This is a genomic window from Candidatus Electronema sp. JM (genome assembly GCF_048287415.1).
Classification (GTDB): domain Bacteria; phylum Desulfobacterota; class Desulfobulbia; order Desulfobulbales; family Desulfobulbaceae; genus Electronema.
On sequence record NZ_JBLWEN010000016.1, the window covers coordinates 38,542 to 56,056 of the forward strand.

Below are 17,515 nucleotides of genomic sequence, written 5' to 3' on the forward strand. Positions count from 1 at the left end.
AACTGCCTCTGCTCTGAGCAGGCTGCGCCAAGCATGTGCGCGATGTAGGGGCTAAAAATTTTTCGCCCCTGTTGCTTACGCAAAATGTCTATTCCTCTCCGCGCATCACAGCGGCGAGATATTCCCGATTCATTTTGGCGATGCTGCGGATGGAAATCCCTTTCGGGCAGACCCGCTCGCACTCCCGCTGATTGCCGCAGCTACCGAAGCCTTCGTTGTCCATAGCCACGACCATTGCCAGAGCGCGGCGGCTGCGCTCCGCTTGGCCTTGCGGCAGCAGGGCAAGCTGAGAAATTTTCGCTGAGACAAAGAGCATGGCCGCCGCGTTCGGGCAGGCCGCGACGCAGGCTCCACAGCCGATGCAGGCCGCTGCGTCCATCGCCTGCTCGGCGACACGCTGCGGCACCGGCAGGGTGTTGGCTTCCGGCGCGGAACCGGCATTGACCGAGACAAAGCCACCCGCCTGCATGATTCGGTCAAAGGCGGAGCGGTCAACAACCAAGTCTTTGATAACAGGAAAGGCTCTGGCCCGCAGCGGCTCAAGCGTGATGGTCTGGCCGTCCTTGAAATGGCGCAGATGGAGCTGGCAGAGGGTGCCGCCGCGCTCCGGCCCGTGCGGGATGCCGTCCACAACCGCCCCGCACATCCCGCAGATGCCCTCGCGGCAGTCGCTGTCAAAGGCCACCGGCTCGCGGCCCTCCTGCGTCAGCCGCTCGTTGAGCACATCAAGCAATTCAGGGAAGGACATATCCGGGCTGAGGCCGCTCAGATGATGCGTTTCAAAGCGGCCCAGCACAGTTGGCCCGGCTTGCCGCCAGATTTTTAAGGTGAGGGAAAGTGAGGTGTCTGGCTGCATATCTTTTGGTAAAGCTGAAATTTACTTAAAACACAGATAGAAATTTCCCCTATCCGTTTGTTGTAAAACAAATACTACTTTCATTTTGCTTGATTTTCTTAAATCCTTGGCCACGCTGCTTGAAACATGGTTCTAAACACATCTGTCGCGTCTTCAGTCCATATACCTCCATCCCGATGCAATTTTTTCGCTTTACCGGAAGTTTTGTCTAATTCATAACAAGTGATAAGACGTGCCATGCCGAATGGCAAAGTTTCTGCTGAATTCTCGCAGTCAGCAATAAACTGCTTCAAATTATCTGTGAACCAATTTCTGAATTGTATAATGAATTCAAATTTATCTGTGTCTTATTGAGTGATCTGTGCATTCAAATCTCTTTGGGTAAACAGGAGTGCAACTGCGATCTTGTTTACTCGGCAAAAACTGATCAGATATTTAATACTTGGAGAAAAAGGATCGTTATCTGGCGATATTTCTTCTTTCCCAAAACACCTTGAATTTATGAGGATAATCAGAGCGTCACAGCGATGGAGATAATCATCAATTTCTTTTCTTATTCTCTTTGTCTCTGTATCTGTAATTTCATTTCCGGCATGAATTTGATCGGATATGGAGTTGAAATGCGTGCCAGCAAAGTCCAACAAATATAGGGGCAAGTACGAGCAACCAATTTCTTTGCTCTCCTACCTAGTAAGCTGGATGTTGAGCTGGGCAGCTTTTTTTTCTGTCGTGAGAGTCGGAGTAACCTTGCCAGTAGCTCGTATAGAATTTTCCTGATATTTAAAATATGCTGCCCCGCCAGTGGATTTTCGGTCGAAATATACAATTCTTTCAGGAAACAGCTTGTCAGTGCAGTTGAATATCGAAGTTAGGAAAACCGTTTTGCCAGCACCGCTCTCTCCGCAAACACCTATCATTACGGATTCTTTCTGAATAGATAAAAATGCGCTATCTGATTGATCATCATGCAAATTATTAACAACTTCGATATGTTCTTTTTTCTGGTTAAATGCAATATCTTACCGATCATTTTTGCAAAATTCTGTATCGCAGAATGATCGTGTTTTTTCATAGGATGAATAATAAAATATTCAACTACTAAAGCGAATACAGCTACAACTAATGGATAGATAAAAATAGTTGATAAATCAGGTATGATTTTATTCCTATAAAAATAAACAATTCAACGTGTGTAATGAGCTATCTAATAGAACGACAGCATTTGCTCCATCGCCTCACTTCACCTTATACTGCTTCGGCTCAATCCCGTAGTTGTGAATCTTGTAGTTGATGATCCGCAGGCTGGTCTCCAAGCGCTCGGCGGCCTTGGTCTGGTTGCCGTTGCACTGCTTGAGGGCCTCAATGATCAGATCGCGCTCGAAGTTTTCCACTGCTTGCGTGAAGGAAAGCGGACTGCCGCTGCCGCCCACGCTTTCCGCGCTTTGCAGAGTTGGCGGCAGATGCACTGAAGTTATCGCGCTGGAATCGCAGATCAAAACCGCCCGCTCCATGCAGTTTTGCAGCTCGCGGACATTGCCCGGCCAGTGGTATTTGATCAGCAGATCAATGGCCGAGGTGGAAATGCGCTCGATTTTCCTGCTGTTTTCGCGGCTGTACTGTTCCAAAAAATAATCCGCCAGCAGGAGGATGTCGGTGCGCCGCTCGCGCAAGGGCGGCAGATAAATGGGAAAAACGTTGAGGCGGTAGTAGAGATCTTCGCGGAAGCGGCCCTCGCGCACCGCCGCTTCCAAATCGCGGTTGGTGGCCGCGACCAAACGGATGTCCGCCTTGAGCAGCTCCGCGCCGCCCAGCCGCTGGAAGGTGCGCTCTTGAATCACGTTGAGCAGCTTGACCTGCACCGCGTTGCTGATTTCACCGATTTCATCGAGAAAAAGCGTGCCGCCTTGAGCCTGCTCGAAACGGCCCATTTTGCGCTCCACCGCGCCGGTGAAGGCCCCTTTTTCGTGGCCAAACAGCTCGCTTTCGAGCAAGGTTTCCGGCAAAGCCGAGCAGTTGACGATAACAAAAGGCTTCTTCGCCCGGCCTGAGTTGTGGTGCAGAGCCTTGGCGATCATGGACTTGCCCGTGCCGGACTCGCCGCGCAGCAACACCGTGGCGTTGGAGTTCGCCACCCGGTGCACCATCGCGAAAACCTCCTGCATCCGCGAGGAATTGCCAATAATTTCTTCTATCCGGTTCTTGGCCGACAGCTCGCGCCGGAGCTGCTGGTTCTCGCGGCGCAGGGCATCCTTTTCCCGGCTGACGCTCTGGATGCGGTGCACCGTCTGCGCTATCAAGGCGCTGACTATGGTCAGAAAGCGCAGATCCTGCTCCGCCTGCGGGCCGAAGTCGGGGCCATAGCAGCGGTCCACCGAGAGCGCGCCGATGCAGCGGCTCTGCGCCCGGACATGTCCTTCGCTCAGGGCGGCCTCGTTCTCCACCGTGGCCTTGATCGGCACGCAGATGAAGGAGCTTTTCCGCTTCTGCTCCTCGCTGCGCATCCCGGTGCGGTTGAGGAACAGCGGCTCCTCGCCGATGCAGGGGACAAAGACCGGCTCGCCGCTCGCCACCGCCCGGCCTGTGATCCCCTCGCCGAGCTTGTACTTGCCTTTTTTCCGCGCCGCCGCTGTGCTGCCGCAGGCCACCTCAATCTCCAGCTCCAGCGTCAGCGGGTTGACGATGGTCACGGTGCCGTTCTCCATTTTTTTCATCGCCGCAAGAATGGCCACGGCCTTGTCCAAAGCCTCCTGCAAATCCGTGGCTGCGGCAAGATTTCTTGTGATTTCATAGAGGCAGGAAAGATCCTGCATGGCGATTTTCTGGTCAGCCGGGGCTGCGCCCGCTTCAGCGTTCATGGCGAATGAGAGACAGAGATTGTTGACAAGAAACATTGAACATGGTATATCCTCTGCTGCGGGAAGCAGGAGGAATGGCCGAGCGGTTGAAGGCGGCGGTCTTGAAAACCGTTGTGCGAAAGCACCGTGGGTTCGAATCCTACTTCCTCCGCCATACACACGATGCACATCCCGGAGAGATGACCGAGAGGCCGATGGTGCTCGCCTGCTAAGCGAGTGCAGGGACTTAAATTCCTGCCGAGGGTTCAAATCCCTCTCTCTCCGCCACGAACTGAAAACCCGCTCCTGATGCAGGAGCGGGTTTTTGTGTTTTGCCTGTCCAGTATAGCCGCCGCATCAGAAGCCCCAGAGCAGGTCTTCGTTCACCCAGCCAGTCACGCCGCCCTGCCGGACTTTGACCCAGTCCTTCTTTTTCTCCAAAGTTTGGAAGACCACGCCATACCCGGCTTTAGCCACAAGTTTGCCCTTTTGGCTCGGCTCGCTGCGCAGATTGACCTTCTTCCGCGTTTTGACCACCATGTGCCCTTCCTTGCTGGCCGCAGTTTTATGAATCCAGCCGCTGGAATTTTCAAAGTCGCAGACTTTCAGCCAGCTGCCGGAACGTTGCAGCACTTTCAAAGGAAAGCCTTTGCCAAGTTTCCACAGCACTTTTTCTTTTCCGCCCGGCCCGGCCAGCATTTTCGCGTTTTCACGACTGACAGATACCATTTCTGCCCATGCCGCCGTGTGCAGCATCAGCAGTGCCAAGGTCAGCAGCAGAATGAGACGGGATGATGCGTTCTTCATGGACACTCCATTGGTTGAGGTTCAGGCGGATTTGTCTTTCTTGCGCAGTTTCCGCAAGGTGCCGTCAAAAAGGCTTGGTCTGGTTTTGGCCAAATCCGGCCCGAAAACCGGGAAACCGGCCACTTCCACCGAAATCGCGTCAAAGGCGCAGGCTTCGGTCATGCACTTCATGCAGTTGACGCACTCGCAGCTATTTGGGTTTTCATTGAATTTGATATCCACCGGACAGACGCGGTGGCAGACCCCGCAGCCGGTGCAGTTGTCCTCGTTGAGCTGAAGCCGGATGAGCTGAAAGCGGCTGAAAAGGCCGTAAAACGCTCCCAACGGGCAGGCCGTGCGGCAGAAAGGCCGTGAGGCGAAAACCGACCAAACGGTGAAGCTGAGGGCTATGGCTAATTTGTTGACAAAAAGCCAGCCCACCGCGCCGCGCAGGTTCGGATCAAGAATCAGCATCGGGATGCCCGCCTGAAAGGTGCCTGCCGGGCAGACGTACTTGCAGAACCACGGCTGGCCCATGCCGCTGCTGTTGACGAAAATCAGCGGAAAAACGATGACCAGCAGGACAAGTACGGCGTATTTCAGCCAGTTCAGCGGCGCGGGAATGGAGAACTTGCGTGAAGGCAGCTTATGCAGCAGTTCTTGAAAAAAGCCAAAGGGACAGGCCCAGCCGCAGATGAAGCGGCCAAACACTGCGCCGAACATGCCGATGGAGCCGAGAACGAACGAGCCGACATAATATTGGCCGAATTGGATGGAGCTGCGGACATTGGCCAAAAGCTGCTGTAGGCTGCCCATTGGGCAGAAGGCGGTCGAAGAAGGGCAGGAGTAGCAGTTCAACCCCGGCGAGCAGACCACCTTCATCGGCCCCTTGTAAATGGTGCGGGTCCACGGGAAGGCCAAGTAGCCGTTGACCAAGAAGAACCAGACACCCTGCACCCACTTCCGCGCGCGTTCCATAATCGTTTATCCTATGCCGATGCAGCTCAGGCAGATGGATTTGGCCTGCTCCAGCACCCGCGCCGGTTCGTTCAGCGTCACTCCGGCCAGCCAGAGGAAGAGGAAGAACACGAGCAGCACGAAGGGAGTTTTCCGCAAGGTTATTTTTTTCCGCATCGCCGCCGCTCCGGGCCTGATAATTTGTGAATGCCGAGATTGTTCAGTCAGGCGGTAATGTAAGCAGGTCAGAGAATGGCTGTCAATAAGAATCAGACAAGTTTGTTCTGGTCACTGGCGCAAGAACTTGCTATATTTTCAAGCAACATTACGCTGTTCCTGCGGCGCGGGCAGTCCCCGTCCGCCGCCTCCGTCCTCAGATTGCGAGATAAGGAAATTATTTTGAGCAGTTCCGCGTGGGAAGTCCTGATCATCTTTCTGCTTTTGCTCGCCAACGGCATTTTTGCGATGGCGGAGATCGCCGTGGTCTCGGCCCGGAAAGCCAAGCTCCAGCAGCTTGCCGAGGCAGGCAACATCAAGGCCCGCGCCGCCTTGGACTTGGCGAATGAACCGAATCAGTTTCTCGCCACCGTTCAAATCGGCATCACCCTGGTGGGCATCTTTGCTGGCGCGTTCGGCGGGGCCACGCTGGCTGAGACTGTGGCCGTCTATTTGAGCTGGATTCCCTTTCTTGCACCCTATGCCGAGACTGCCGCAGTCGTCCTCGTGGTGATCTGCATCACCTATTTTTCTTTGATTATCGGCGAGCTGGTGCCGAAGCGGCTCGCCCTCAACCATGCCGAAGGCATCGCCATCATCGTGGCCGGGCCGATGCGGGCTTTGTCTGTTGCTGCCGGGCCAGCCGTGCGGATACTCAGTTTTTCCACAGAAATCGTCATCCGCCTGCTTGGAGTCAAGCCCTCGGTCGAGCCGTCCATCTCGCCAGAAGAAATCAAGGTGCTGATTGAGCAGGGCACGGAAAGCGGGGTGTTTGAGGAAAGCGAGCAGGATATGATAGAAAATGTCCTCCAGCTTGACGAGCGGCGGATCAGCGCTTTCATGACCCCGCGCACCCAGATCGTCTGCTTTGATATTGAAGACTCACCGGAGGACATTCGCCGCAAGGTGGCGGGCTGCCAGCATTCGCGCTTTCCGGTGGTCAAAGAAAGTTTGGACAATGTGCTGGGCATAGTCCGGGCCAAAGACCTGCTCAACCAGGTGCTGTCCGGCCAGACCGTGGATTTGCGGGCCTTGCTGCATCCGCCCCTGTTCGTGCCAGAAAGCATGACCGCCCTCAAGGTACTGGAATTATTCAAGCAGCAACGGACGCACCTCGCCCTCATCGCTGATGAGTACGGCGGCATCCACGGCATGATCACCCACAACGATATTTTGGAAGACATCACCGGCTATGTGCCAACTGGCGGGGTCGCCGAGCCGCAGGCCGTGCAGCGCGATGACGGCTCTTGGCTGGTGGACGGCCTGCTGTCCATTGACGAACTCAAGGAGCTGTTTGAGCTGGACAAACTGCCTGACGAGGAGCACGGCCACTATCAAACCGTCGGCGGTTTGGTGATGGCGCAGATCAGAAGCATCCCTACCGCCGGGCAACATTTTGACTGCGCCGGTTTGCGCTTCGAGGTCATGGACATGGATGGCCGCCGGGTGGACAAAGTGCTGGTGACGACGCTGCGCAGCGAGCCGCCGCCGCAACCTGAAAACAGCTGAACAATCTCATGCACACCACTGACATTCTCATCATCGGCAGCGGCGTGGCCGGTCTGTCCTTCGCCCTCAAGGCTGCGTCCTTCGCCCGCGTCACGTTAATCACCAAAAAGAAGAAGGCGGACACCGCCACCAACCTCGCGCAAGGCGGCGTGGCGGCAGTGCTTTCTACTGAAGACCGGCTTGATGATCACATTCACGACACCCTTGTTTCCGGCGACGGCCTTTGCCAGGAGGACATAGTCCGCCTTGTCGTGACTGAAGGCCCGGAGCGGGTGCGTGAGCTGGCCGCGCTCGGCGTGCATTTTCAGCGCGGCCAACGCGGCGAGGAATTTGATCTTGGCATGGAAGGCGGTCATTCAGCGCGGCGGGTGGCGCACGCCAAAGACCTCACAGGCCGGGAGATTGAAACCGCGCTGCTCGCACAGGTTTATGCCAATCCGCAGATTGAGGTGCTGGAAGATCACATGGCCATTGATCTGCTGATTGAATCCAAGATCACGGGCCGGAAAGAGGGCAATGACCGCTGCCTTGGGGCCTACGTTCTCCGCCGCAGCACCGGCGAGGTCGAAACGTGGCGGGCGCATGTCACCGTGCTGTGCAGCGGCGGCTGCGGCAAGGTCTACCGCTACACCACCAACCCGGACATCGCCACCGGCGACGGCGTGGTGATGGCTTGGCGGGCCGGTGCGCAGGTGGCAAATCTGGAGTTCATCCAGTTTCATCCGACCTGTTTTTTCAACCGCGAGGCGAAGAATTTCCTCATCTCCGAGGCGGTGCGCGGCGAAGGCGGCATCCTGCGCAACCAAGAAGGCCACGCCTTCATGCAGCACTATGACCGCCGAGGCGATTTAGCCACGCGGGACGCGGTGGCGCGGGGCATTGACGCGGAGATGAAGAAGAGCGGCGCGGATTGCGTTTATCTCGACATCACCCACAAGGGCCGCGACTTCCTCCAGCAGCGTTTTCCCAATATTTACAGCACCTGCCTGAAATACGGCGTGGACATCAGCAGCCAGCCAATTCCGGTGGTGCCTGCGGCGCACTACATGTGCGGCGGGGTTCGGGTGGACGAATGGGGACGGAGCACGGTCGGCAATCTGCTGGCCTTAGGCGAGACCGCCTGCACCGGCCTACACGGCGCAAACCGGCTGGCGAGCAACTCGCTGCTGGAGGCGGTGGTTTTCGCACACCGGGCCGCGCTCTGGCTGCGGAGCAATTGGCCGGAGCTGCAAGCGCAGAACCTGCCGCAGGTGCAGGCTTGGCGCACCGGCTTCGCCCGCTCCATTGAGGAAAACGTGCTGATCAGCCACAACTGGGATCAGGTGCGCCAGCTCATGTGGGATTATGTCGGCATCGTGCGGACGCAGAAGCGGCTTCAGCTCGCGGCCCGGCAGCTCGCGCCGATTCTTGCCGAGACCACGGAGCATTTCCACGACTACCTGCTCTCGCCGGATTTGGTGGAGCTGCGCAATATTGTTCTGATTGCCGAGCTGATCATCCGCAGCGCGGCAGCGCGGCATGAGTCGCGGGGCCTGCATTACATCACCGATTTCCCGGATAAGGATGAGGCGCAATCTGGGAAGAACACGGTGCTGGAGAAATAAACCCCTTCACCTTGAATCAGGCCTCAATCAATCAAATGCCACGATGAGCACTGCCAGCAACCCCCGTCACACCCTCATTGTCGGCCTTGGCAACCCCATTCTTGGTGATGACGGCGTAGGCTGGCGTGTTGCCGAAGAAGTCAGTCGGCGCAGCGGCATTCCTGTCGGCGACGCGCCGCTGCACAGCCCGCAGACATCCCGCCGCGAGCCGGTGACGATTGAATGCTATTCGCTTGCCGGACTGAGCCTGATGGAGCGGCTGATCGGCTATGACCGCGTCATCCTCATTGACGCGCTCAACACCGGCCAGCACGAGCAGGGCGCGGTGGTCTGCTTCACCTTGGCGGAGATGGACGACCTCACCTGCGGCCACAGTGCATCGGCGCATGATGTCTCCCTCAAGCAGGCCCTCAAGCTGGGCCGGAGCATGGGCGAGCCGCTGCCGGAGGACGCGCAGGTGCATGTGGTTGCGGTGGAGGCGCAGCATGTTTATGATTTCCAGGAAAGCCTCAGCCCGGCGATTGCGGCGGCAGTGCCGCTGGCGGCGCAGAAGGCGCTCGATCTGCTGCAATCAGCCTGAATCATGCACGAGCTGGCCGTCACCCAGAGTATCTTGGACATCGCCCTGAAGCACGCCGGAGGCAGAATGGTGCGGCAGGTGAATTTAGTCATCGGCCAGTTCTCCTCCATTGTCGATGATTCGGTGCAGTTCTATTGGGACATCATCGCCAAAGGCACCTTGGCCGAAGGCGCGCAGCTGCGCTTCGAGCGCATTCCCGGCGAGATGCGCTGCGCCGCCTGCGGCCATGTCTTCCGTCCGGGCAGCGAGAGCTTCGCCTGCCCGGCCTGCGCCAGCAGCGCGGTGCGGGTCAGCAAGGGCCGCGAATTTTATATGGACAGCATTGACGTTGCCTAACCTCTGCTTGGAGAACCGCCATGTGCAGCAGCGCAGCCCCGACGCGGGTGCAGGTCGTGGAGAACATTCTCTCCGCCAATGACATGATCGCCGCCAGCAACCGCCATCTGCTTGATCATGCGGGTGTGTTCGGCATCAACATCATGGCCTCGCCCGGCGCGGGCAAGACCAGCTTCATCCTCAAAACCTTGGAGGCTTTGCAAGGCCGTCTGCGCTTCGGCGTGATTGAGGGCGACTTGGCTTCCTCAATTGACACCGACAAGGCGCGGGCCGCCGGGCTGCCTGCGGTGCAGATCAACACCGGCGGCGAATGCCATTTGGACGCGGTGATGCTGGCCAAGGCCCTGCCGTCGCTGCCGCTGCACGACTTGGATTTGGTGCTGGTGGAGAACGTGGGCAATTTGGTCTGCCCGGTCAATTTTCAGCTCGGCACGCACCTGAATGTGCTGATCGCCTCCATCCCGGAGGGCGACGACAAGCCGTACAAATATCCCGGCATGTACATGGGGATGCAGGCTCTGATCATCAACAAAACCGACCTGCTGCCCTATGTGCCGTTCAATATGGATTATTTCCGCCAAGGCGTGGAAATCCTCAATCCCGGCCTGACTGTCTTCCCGGTTTCGTGCAAAACCGGCGAAGGCATGGCTGCATGGGCGGATTGGTTGGTGGAGCGGGTGCGGAACAGCCGCAGGCAATGACAGCCGCGCTGCGCCTCTCCGTGCGCGGCGTGGTGCAGGGAGTCGGCTTCCGGCCCTTTGTCTATGGATTGGCCGCAGAGCTGGGCCTGCGCGGCTGGGTGCGCAACACATCGGGCGGCGTAGAGATTGCGGTGCAGGGCCCAGCAGCGGCTGTCGAGCAGTTCCAGCTCCGTCTGCGCAGCGAAGCCCCTCCCTTAGCGCGGTTAGATGCCGTAGATGCGCACGAGGACGCAGCTCCTGTTGATTGCGCAGGCTTTGCCATCCTGCCTTCCGCAGAGCAGCCCGAATCCCGCCAAGCTCTGCCGCCGGATGCGGCTCTCTGCCCGGCCTGCGAGCGCGAGCTGTTCGACCCGTCTGACCGCCGTTATCTTTATCCCTTCATCAGCTGCACCGCCTGCGGGCCGCGCTTCACCATAATCAGCAGGCTGCCCTGCGACCGCGAGCGCACGGTGATGGCCGCATTTCCCTTCTGCCCGGCCTGCGCCGCTGAATACGAGAATCCGCTTGACCGCCGCTTTCACGCTCAAGCCTCGGCCTGTCCGGCCTGCGGCCCGCGCTTCGCTTTGAAAGAAGATGCAGCAGAACTGAGCGGCTTGACAGCCATTCTCCGGGCGCGGCGGCTTCTGCGCGAGGGGCGTATTGTGGCAATCAAAGGCATAGGCGGCTTTCATCTCGCCTGCGATGCGGGCAACGCCGCTGCAGTTGCCAAGCTGCGCCGCCGCAAGCATCGGCCAGACAAGCCCTTCGCCCTGATGGCGGCGGACTTGGCGGCAATTCGGGCGGCCTGTCAATGCAGCGAAGCTGAAGCGGAGCTGCTGCGCAGTCCGGCGCGGCCCATCGTGCTGCTGGAGCGCAGGCAGCCGGAATCCTTTCCCGGCATTGCCCCGCGTCTGAACCACCTTGGTTTCCTCCTGCCTTACACGCCGCTGCACCTGCTGCTGCTCGCGCAGAATGAGCCTTGCCTCAGTCAGGAGCCTGCGCCCTCCATCTTAGTGATGACCAGCGCCAACCGCAGCGGCGAGCCGTTGGCGGCGGACAACGACGAGGCGTTGTCCCGGCTTGCGCCGCTGGCGGATGCCTTCCTCCTCCATGACCGGCCCATTCTCGCCCGCTGCGATGATTCGGTGGCGCAGGGCACTGCGCTGCTCCGCCGCAGCCGTGGCCATGCGCCCGCGCCGCTGCGCCTGCCCTTTGCTGCGAGCAGGCCGCTGCTGGCTGTGGGCGGCGAATTGAAAAACACTTTCTGTCTTGCCCAAGGCGATCAGGCCTTCCTCAGTCAGCACATCGGCGGCTTGACGAATGCCGAAACCTGCGCCGCCTTTGAGCAGAGCATTGCGCAGTTCTCAAGCCTCTTTCATATTCAGCCGGAATGCGTCGCGCACGACCTGCATCCCCAGTATTTCAGCACGCGCTACGCGCAGAGGCTCGGCATTCCGTGTGTCGCTGTGCAGCATCACCACGCGCATATTGCTGCCTGCATGGCAGACAACGGCCTGAGCGAACGGCAATTGATCGGCCTTGCCTTTGACGGCACTGGCTATGGTTCGGACGGAACAATCTGGGGCGGCGAGGTGCTGTTAGCGTCCTATGCTGGCTTTGAACGCTTCGCCCATTTAGAATATCTGCCCTTGCCAGGAGGTGACACAGCCATACGCAAGCCTTGGCGCATTGCTGTTGGTTATGCGCACGCTCTTGGCCTTGACATAGAAGGACTGCCTTTCTTGCGGCGCATCAGCAGGCAGGAGGAGGCCATAATCCGGCAGCAGGTGGATAAACAAATCAACACGCCGCGCACCTCTTCAATGGGAAGGCTCTTTGATGCAGTCGCCAGCCTGCTTGACATCTGCAATGAGATTTCTTATGAAGGGCAGGCCGCGATTGAATTGGAGACCATCTCGCAGCCGTTCATGGCTTCGGCAGCCGCGTATGCCGTCAATTGGAAGGAGCTGCGCGGCACTCTTGGCATTTCGTTAAAGCCCTTGCTTCAGGCTGTCATTGACGATGTGCGGGCCGGAACGCCTGCGGGCCTGATTGGAGCGCGTTTCCATCGCGCCATTGCCCAGCTTGCTCTTGCGCTGTGCGAGCATGCCCGCCGCGCTGCTGGTCTGCACGAGGTGGCATTGTCTGGCGGAGTGTGGCAGAACCAGCTTTTGCGGTGCTTGGCCTGCGCTGGCCTTGCCGAAGCAGGCTTTATCGTATATGTTCACAGGCAGGTTCCGGCCAATGACGGCGGCTTGGCCTTGGGGCAGGCGGCAGTAGCGCAGGCTGCTTTGTCTCAAGGTTTTCTTTGTTGACAGAGGCAGTTCCGGTGCGTATGCTGGCCGTAGTATCTACGTTACTCAATCATCCCTTTTATAGAGAAAAAGCATGAAGAAGTTTGTTCTGGCAGTTGCTGCCCTTTCCTGCTGCTGCGGCAGCGCGTTGGCGACAGAAAAAGCAACCGGCACCTTCAAGGTCGAGAAGGACTGTGATGCGTATCTTTCCTTCAAAAAGAAGACCCAGCCCATTAAAGTGCATCAGGGTGAATCTTACGATGTGACTGAAGTGAACAAGCCGGGCGACTGGGACTGGGTGCACATCTCCATTAAGAATGATCTCCGCTGGATTTCCAAGCAATGCGGCACGGCAGACGTGAAGGTTGCAAGCAGTCCAGAGAAGGAACATCAAAAAACAAGCTGCTCAACAGCAAATGAGTTCGATAGCTATGTGCTGGCCACGACATGGCAACCAGGATTCTGCGAGCATGACGATTATAATGGTGTCAAGCCTGAGTGTGATGCCATGATGAAGGATAAAATCGACGTATCACACCTCACCCTGCATGGTCTCTGGCCGAATAAAAAAAGCTGCGGCACCAAGTACGGAGACTGCGCCAGCACACCATTGGTGTTGAAAGATGAAACCAAGAAGGAGATGGCTCCGTGGATGCCGAACTTCTACTACGAGCAGCGTTTTGCTGAACACGAGTGGAGCAAGCACGGCACCTGCCAAGAGAAAAGTGCTGATGCGTACTTCCTCTTTGCCAAGGATATCTTGCAGCGGATGGATAGCTCCGTTATTGGCGGATACCTGAAAGAGCATATCGGCCAGAAGATCAGCACCGCAGCCTATCAGAAGGCGATTGAGGAAAAGTTGGGCAAAGATGTTGCCGACAGGATGCAGATTCACTGCGCTAAACGGCAGTATTTGGATGAGATCAGGATTAATCTGCCGAAAGATGTCGTTGCTGATGACAACATCGGCAAGATGGTTGCCGGAGCGGAGACATTCGGAAAATTCGCACCGGGCTGTGATGAAGAGATTTACATCGAGAAATCCGGGAAGAACTGACGGGGTTTCCAATCTGCTGCACAAAAGGCTTCTCATTCCGCTGCAAAAAGGATGAGAAGCCCATCGCCCGTAGAATTTCAATCGCATCGAGTAACCTTCTTGCCGTTGGCCGGGAAGCCCGCCGCCGCGCTTGGTTCTGCTTGCCTGTGCCAAGATAAGTAAGCTATGCGCTTTGATCCCGGAAGCCTTGTTGACATGGGCAGTGCTGGTGCTTATCGTGGAATGGCAATTTCGGTAAATAAGAAAAAAGGATTTAATATGGGGCTTGACTTCCTGCAAATCATAAGAGAAAACTGGATTGCTTTCACTCTTGGTGTAACTTTTACACTTATCAGTGCTGCTGTTCAAACCGCAAAAGGTGTTATTGATTTTCATGAGGAAATTTCCGTAACCCGTTATATGAATAAGCTGAAATCGCTCCTCGAACATACAGATGCGAATTCAGTCATGTATCAGCATATCAAAGCATTGAGAGAAAACGAAACATTTCGGATAGCATCGGGCATAGATGCCTATCCAGAGAAAGCGAAGTTGCTGATGGAGATTTATCTGGATGGAGTAGCAAGCAAGAACGAGCTGAAGAGGTTATCACCATACTTAATACCAAAAAATAATCTTGTTTCCATTACAGTAACTAAGTTGGACAAGTTCGAATTTCTTTATTCAGCTATCTCAAAGACTATACTCGTGACTCTTGGTTTTCTTATTGGATTACTTAATTGCCTCACAAGTAACTGTTTCCAAACCATCGCTGGGTTGATATTCATGTTTATTCTTATGATTATAGGTATGCTCTTAGGAAGAGTGTATGACACGTTACGTATTCTTCGCAGGGTTCGGGAGCGACTTATTGAGCTTGACAAAGTAACAAATCCTGCTGACAGCATTGAATGGAACCCTGTTCTTCGGTAGTCATAGCCGCTGCGATGGCGGCGGAAAATTCGAACTACAGCCTGGAAGACAACAAAACCATGCTGGCAAATCTGGTGCGCGTCATCCAGAAGAACCTGCTCGACGGCACGCAGAGCACGATAGACGGCGGAAGACACGGTGCTGGGCATGTCTGCTGATTTCTGGCTGGGCTTGCAGCAGGACTGGGACTTATGGCAGGCCCTGCACAGCCCTGAAGCGCGGGCCATCTTCCGTCTGAAGCCCATAACCGCAACAAGCATTGCCGCTTAACCTCTTGCCTCAGCAAAAAGGTGAACCATGTGCCTCGCCGTTCCCGGCAAACTGACCGAGATTTACGAGAAAGACAGCCTTCGCATGGCCAAGATTGACTTTGGCGGCCTTGCCAGAGAAATCTGCCTTGCTTACACGCCGGAAGCCAAGGTCGGCGATTACGCTTTGGTGCATGTCGGCTTCGCCATCAGCCTGATGGACGAGCGCGAGGCGCAGGAGACGCTGAAGCTGCTCAAAGACGTTGCGGATGCGGGCCATGAACTATCTTGAGGAATACCGCAGCCCGGCCAAGACGCAGGCCTTGCTCCGGGAGATCAGCTCGCTCATCACCAAGCCTTGGGTGATCATGGAGATTTGCGGCGGCCAAACCCACGCCTTCCTGCGGCATGGGCTGGATGCCCTGCTGCCGCCGCAGATTGAGCTGGTGCATGGGCCGGGCTGCCCGGTCTGCGTCACGCCGCTGGAGCAGATTGACAAGGCTATCGCCATCGCCTTGCGGCCAGAGGTGATTTTCACTTCTTATGGCGACATGCTGCGGGTGCCCGGCTCGACTAAAGATTTGTTCGCAGTGCGGGCGGGCGGCGGCGATGTGCGGGTGATCTGGTCGCCTTTGGAGGCGGTGCAGCTTGCTGAAGCCAACCCGGACAAGGAGGTGGTTTTCTTCGCCATCGGCTTTGAAACCACAGCTCCGGCCAATGCGATGGCGGTGCTTCACGCCCGGCAGAAAGGGTTGCGCAATTTCTCCATCATTGCCGCGCAGGTGCGGGTGCCGCCCGCGATGGAAGCGATACTCTCCAGCGCAGGCAATCGCACACAGGCCTTTCTCGCTGCCGGGCATGTCTGCGCCGTAATGGGTTATCATGAATACCTGCCTTTGGCCGCAAAATATCAGGTGCCGATAGTCGTCACTGGTTTTGAGCCGGTTGATTTACTCAACGGCCTTTGCGCGGCTGTGCGGCAATTAGAACAAGGCCGATGTGAGGTGGAGAATCAGTATCAGCGCATGGTCACGCTGTCCGGCAATGAGGCCGCCCAGCGCAGCATTGCGGCGGTGTTTCAGCCGGTTGACCGCAAGTGGCGCGGCATTGGCATGATCCCGCAGAGCGGCTGGGGCTTGCGGCCAGAGTTCGCCGACTTTGACGCGGAGCTGAAGTTTGATGTGAGCACGATGACCGCGCCGGAATCGCCGCTCTGCATTGCGGGTGACATCTTGCAGGGTAAAAAGAAAACCAGCCAGTGCACAGCCTTCCGCAAGCAATGCACACCGCAGACTCCGCTCGGCGCACCGATGGTCTCAGCAGAAGGGGCGTGCGCTGCCTATTACAAATATCGGGAGGCCAGCCATGACTGAGCTGCGTTTGCAAGGAGCCGCCTGCCCTGCGCCGCTGCGGCCAGAGGAGCGGGTCATTCTTGGGCATGGTTCCGGCGGCGTGTTGAGCCGCGACTTGCTCCAGCGGCTCTTCCTGCCCGGCTTGGGCGAGGCTGCGCCAAGCTCGCTGGATGACGCAGCGGTGCTGGAAGCAGGCAGCCAGCGGCTGGCCATGACCACAGATTCGCACGTGGTCACGCCGCTCTTCTTTCCCGGCGGCGACATCGGACGGCTGGCCGTCTGCGGCACAGTCAACGATCTGGCGATGGTCGGCGCGCAGCCGCTCGCCCTCACCTGCGGCTTTGTCTTGGAAGAAGGTTTGCCCTTTGATGTGTTGCGGCGGGTGGTTGCCTCCATGCAGGCGGCGGCGCAGGAAGCAGGCGTGCGCATTGTCGCGGGCGACACCAAGGTGGTGCAGCGCGGCAGCGCAGATCAGCTTTTTATCAACACTTCCGGGCTGGGCGTGCTTGCAGAAGGGGTGCATATTTCCGGCGCGAATGCCCAGCTAGGCGATGCGGTGATTATTTCCGGCAGCATAGGCGACCACGGCATTGCGGTGCTGTCCGCCCGCGAGAACCTCGGCTTTGAAACCCAATTAGAGAGCGATGTCGCCCCGCTCAATCACTTGGTTGCAGCCATGCTCGCCGCTGGCGAAGTGCATGTTCTGCGCGACCCCACACGCGGCGGCCTCGCCACCTCACTGGTGGAGATTGCTGAGCAGTCACAGGCAACAATTGAGCTAGAGGAGGATATGCTGCCCTTCAAACCAGCGGTCAAGGCGGCCTGTGAGCTGCTCGGCTTTGATCCGCTCTTTGTCGCCAACGAGGGCAAGCTGGTCGCGTTTGTCAAAGCGGAGGATGCTGATGCGATTGTGGCGGCGATGCGACAAACCAAATACGGCGAAGATGCGGTCATCATCGGCAGGGTGACTGGAGTCGGGAAAGCCCAAGTGCTCCTGCGCACAGCTATAGGCGGCACCCGTCTGGTGGACATGCTGCCGGGAGAGCTGCTGCCGAGGATTTGCTGAAGACTGATCTGACTATAGATCACGGAGCAGAATACTTTGAACACGCATTGCAAAAAAATAGCTTGTGGTGGCTCAAATCCGTTGACCGTTATTTTCTTCCCCGATATCTATATATAACCCAAGTTGTGACCTATAAATCTTGAAAAATCCATGCTTCCCCGCATGTGTTATATTTCTGCTGTCCAGCACGAATATAACCGCACACAGAGGAAGACATGGAACTTGAAA

At 57.0% G+C, this 17,515-nt stretch carries 18 protein-coding genes and 2 tRNA genes; 15 read left to right on the forward strand and 5 right to left on the reverse strand.

Annotated elements, in window-relative coordinates:
* Nucleotides 1-88: 88 nt before the first annotated feature.
* Together ACNKH6_RS03980 and ACNKH6_RS03985 are read right to left on the reverse strand one after the other, a co-directional pair.
* Nucleotides 89-856 carry a succinate dehydrogenase/fumarate reductase iron-sulfur subunit gene (locus tag ACNKH6_RS03980; protein ID WP_417914251.1) on the reverse strand — a complete coding sequence of 256 codons (768 nt, stop codon included), beginning with the start codon at nt 854-856 and terminating at the stop codon, nt 89-91.
* Nucleotides 857-2,091: 1,235 nt separating this feature from the next.
* The gene (locus ACNKH6_RS03985; RefSeq protein WP_417914269.1) at nt 2,092-3,711 is read right to left on the reverse strand and encodes a sigma 54-interacting transcriptional regulator; all 1,620 of its coding nucleotides are present in this window, start codon (nt 3,709-3,711) and stop codon (nt 2,092-2,094) included.
* A gap of 68 nt (nt 3,712-3,779) precedes the next feature.
* Here ACNKH6_RS03985 and ACNKH6_RS03990 point away from each other — a divergent pair.
* Nucleotides 3,780-3,865: transfer RNA gene (locus ACNKH6_RS03990), tRNA-Ser, on the forward strand.
* 19 nt (nt 3,866-3,884) lie between these two features.
* Nucleotides 3,885-3,978 (forward strand) — tRNA-Ser (locus ACNKH6_RS03995).
* Between the two features lie 69 nt (nt 3,979-4,047).
* Here ACNKH6_RS03995 and ACNKH6_RS04000 read toward each other — a convergent pair.
* From ACNKH6_RS04000 to ACNKH6_RS04010, 3 genes are read right to left on the reverse strand one after another with little or no spacing between them, the layout of a single operon-like run.
* Nucleotides 4,048-4,497, reverse strand: a complete 450-nt coding sequence (locus ACNKH6_RS04000) for an SH3 domain-containing protein (RefSeq protein WP_417914252.1) — start codon at nt 4,495-4,497, stop codon at nt 4,048-4,050.
* A gap of 21 nt (nt 4,498-4,518) precedes the next feature.
* Complete coding sequence (locus ACNKH6_RS04005) at nt 4,519-5,454, reverse strand: 4Fe-4S binding protein (protein ID WP_417914253.1); 936 nt, start codon at nt 5,452-5,454, stop codon at nt 4,519-4,521.
* A gap of 6 nt (nt 5,455-5,460) precedes the next feature.
* On the reverse strand, nt 5,461-5,610 hold the full coding sequence (locus ACNKH6_RS04010) for a hypothetical protein (RefSeq protein ID WP_417914254.1): 150 nt from the start codon (nt 5,608-5,610) through the stop codon (nt 5,461-5,463).
* A 222-nt stretch (nt 5,611-5,832) separates the two neighbouring features.
* Between ACNKH6_RS04010 and ACNKH6_RS04015 the strand changes: the two genes are divergently transcribed.
* From ACNKH6_RS04015 to hypE, 13 genes are all read left to right on the forward strand, one after another.
* A complete protein-coding gene (locus ACNKH6_RS04015; protein ID WP_417914255.1) occupies nt 5,833-7,158 on the forward strand; it encodes a hemolysin family protein in 1,326 nt (441 codons plus the stop codon).
* Between the two features lie 8 nt (nt 7,159-7,166).
* On the forward strand, nt 7,167-8,762 hold the full coding sequence (nadB, locus tag ACNKH6_RS04020) for an L-aspartate oxidase (RefSeq protein ID WP_417914256.1): 1,596 nt from the start codon (nt 7,167-7,169) through the stop codon (nt 8,760-8,762).
* Nucleotides 8,763-8,805: 43 nt separating this feature from the next.
* On the forward strand, nt 8,806-9,342 hold the full coding sequence (locus ACNKH6_RS04025; protein ID WP_417914257.1) for a hydrogenase maturation protease: 537 nt from the start codon (nt 8,806-8,808) through the stop codon (nt 9,340-9,342).
* Between the two features lie 3 nt (nt 9,343-9,345).
* On the forward strand, nt 9,346-9,678 hold the full coding sequence (hypA, locus tag ACNKH6_RS04030; protein WP_417914258.1) for a hydrogenase maturation nickel metallochaperone HypA: 333 nt from the start codon (nt 9,346-9,348) through the stop codon (nt 9,676-9,678).
* Between the two features lie 20 nt (nt 9,679-9,698).
* Nucleotides 9,699-10,379, forward strand: coding sequence for a hydrogenase nickel incorporation protein HypB (gene hypB / locus ACNKH6_RS04035; RefSeq protein ID WP_417914259.1), 681 nt, complete (start codon nt 9,699-9,701; stop codon nt 10,377-10,379).
* Nucleotides 10,331-12,673 (forward strand): carbamoyltransferase HypF, encoded by a 2,343-nt coding sequence (gene hypF, locus ACNKH6_RS04040; protein ID WP_417914260.1) that lies wholly within the window; start codon nt 10,331-10,333, stop codon nt 12,671-12,673. The genes hypB and hypF overlap by 49 nt, the downstream gene beginning before the upstream one ends.
* Before the next feature lie 73 nt (nt 12,674-12,746).
* Complete coding sequence (locus ACNKH6_RS04045; RefSeq protein WP_417914261.1) at nt 12,747-13,709, forward strand: ribonuclease T2 family protein; 963 nt, start codon at nt 12,747-12,749, stop codon at nt 13,707-13,709.
* Nucleotides 13,710-13,874: 165 nt separating this feature from the next.
* A complete protein-coding gene (locus tag ACNKH6_RS04050) occupies nt 13,875-14,621 on the forward strand; it encodes a hypothetical protein (protein ID WP_417914262.1) in 747 nt (248 codons plus the stop codon).
* On the forward strand, nt 14,600-14,779 hold the full coding sequence (locus ACNKH6_RS04055) for a hypothetical protein (RefSeq protein ID WP_417914263.1): 180 nt from the start codon (nt 14,600-14,602) through the stop codon (nt 14,777-14,779). Before ACNKH6_RS04050 ends, ACNKH6_RS04055 begins: the two co-directional genes overlap by 22 nt.
* On the forward strand, nt 14,769-14,891 hold the full coding sequence (locus ACNKH6_RS04060; RefSeq protein ID WP_417914271.1) for a hypothetical protein: 123 nt from the start codon (nt 14,769-14,771) through the stop codon (nt 14,889-14,891). Before ACNKH6_RS04055 ends, ACNKH6_RS04060 begins: the two co-directional genes overlap by 11 nt.
* A 27-nt stretch (nt 14,892-14,918) precedes the next feature.
* Complete coding sequence (locus ACNKH6_RS04065; protein WP_417914264.1) at nt 14,919-15,161, forward strand: HypC/HybG/HupF family hydrogenase formation chaperone; 243 nt, start codon at nt 14,919-14,921, stop codon at nt 15,159-15,161.
* The gene (hypD, locus tag ACNKH6_RS04070; RefSeq protein ID WP_417914265.1) at nt 15,148-16,242 is read left to right on the forward strand and encodes a hydrogenase formation protein HypD; all 1,095 of its coding nucleotides are present in this window, start codon (nt 15,148-15,150) and stop codon (nt 16,240-16,242) included. Before ACNKH6_RS04065 ends, hypD begins: the two co-directional genes overlap by 14 nt.
* The gene (hypE, locus tag ACNKH6_RS04075; protein WP_417914266.1) at nt 16,235-17,287 is read left to right on the forward strand and encodes a hydrogenase expression/formation protein HypE; all 1,053 of its coding nucleotides are present in this window, start codon (nt 16,235-16,237) and stop codon (nt 17,285-17,287) included. Before hypD ends, hypE begins: the two co-directional genes overlap by 8 nt.
* Nucleotides 17,288-17,515: the final 228 nt, after the last annotated feature.

What these genes read in the sequence shown, in the direction of transcription:
- ACNKH6_RS03980 (WP_417914251.1), bottom strand. Translation starts at nt 856, where the DNA reads ATGCAGCCAGACACCTCACTTTCCCTCACCTTAAAAATCTGGCGGCAA.
- ACNKH6_RS03985 (WP_417914269.1), bottom strand. Translation starts at nt 3,711, where the DNA reads ATGAACGCTGAAGCGGGCGCAGCCCCGGCTGACCAGAAAATCGCCATG.
- ACNKH6_RS04000 (WP_417914252.1), bottom strand. Translation starts at nt 4,497, where the DNA reads ATGAAGAACGCATCATCCCGTCTCATTCTGCTGCTGACCTTGGCACTG.
- ACNKH6_RS04005 (WP_417914253.1), bottom strand. Translation starts at nt 5,454, where the DNA reads ATGGAACGCGCGCGGAAGTGGGTGCAGGGTGTCTGGTTCTTCTTGGTC.
- ACNKH6_RS04010 (WP_417914254.1), bottom strand. Translation starts at nt 5,610, where the DNA reads ATGCGGAAAAAAATAACCTTGCGGAAAACTCCCTTCGTGCTGCTCGTG.
- nadB (WP_417914256.1), top strand. Translation starts at nt 7,167, where the DNA reads ATGCACACCACTGACATTCTCATCATCGGCAGCGGCGTGGCCGGTCTG.
- ACNKH6_RS04025 (WP_417914257.1), top strand. Translation starts at nt 8,806, where the DNA reads ATGAGCACTGCCAGCAACCCCCGTCACACCCTCATTGTCGGCCTTGGC.
- hypA (WP_417914258.1), top strand. Translation starts at nt 9,346, where the DNA reads ATGCACGAGCTGGCCGTCACCCAGAGTATCTTGGACATCGCCCTGAAG.
- hypB (WP_417914259.1), top strand. Translation starts at nt 9,699, where the DNA reads ATGTGCAGCAGCGCAGCCCCGACGCGGGTGCAGGTCGTGGAGAACATT.
- hypF (WP_417914260.1), top strand. Translation starts at nt 10,331, where the DNA reads ATGGGCGGATTGGTTGGTGGAGCGGGTGCGGAACAGCCGCAGGCAATG.
- ACNKH6_RS04045 (WP_417914261.1), top strand. Translation starts at nt 12,747, where the DNA reads ATGAAGAAGTTTGTTCTGGCAGTTGCTGCCCTTTCCTGCTGCTGCGGC.
- ACNKH6_RS04050 (WP_417914262.1), top strand. Translation starts at nt 13,875, where the DNA reads ATGCGCTTTGATCCCGGAAGCCTTGTTGACATGGGCAGTGCTGGTGCT.
- ACNKH6_RS04055 (WP_417914263.1), top strand. Translation starts at nt 14,600, where the DNA reads ATGGAACCCTGTTCTTCGGTAGTCATAGCCGCTGCGATGGCGGCGGAA.
- ACNKH6_RS04060 (WP_417914271.1), top strand. Translation starts at nt 14,769, where the DNA reads ATGTCTGCTGATTTCTGGCTGGGCTTGCAGCAGGACTGGGACTTATGG.
- ACNKH6_RS04065 (WP_417914264.1), top strand. Translation starts at nt 14,919, where the DNA reads ATGTGCCTCGCCGTTCCCGGCAAACTGACCGAGATTTACGAGAAAGAC.
- hypD (WP_417914265.1), top strand. Translation starts at nt 15,148, where the DNA reads ATGAACTATCTTGAGGAATACCGCAGCCCGGCCAAGACGCAGGCCTTG.
- hypE (WP_417914266.1), top strand. Translation starts at nt 16,235, where the DNA reads ATGACTGAGCTGCGTTTGCAAGGAGCCGCCTGCCCTGCGCCGCTGCGG.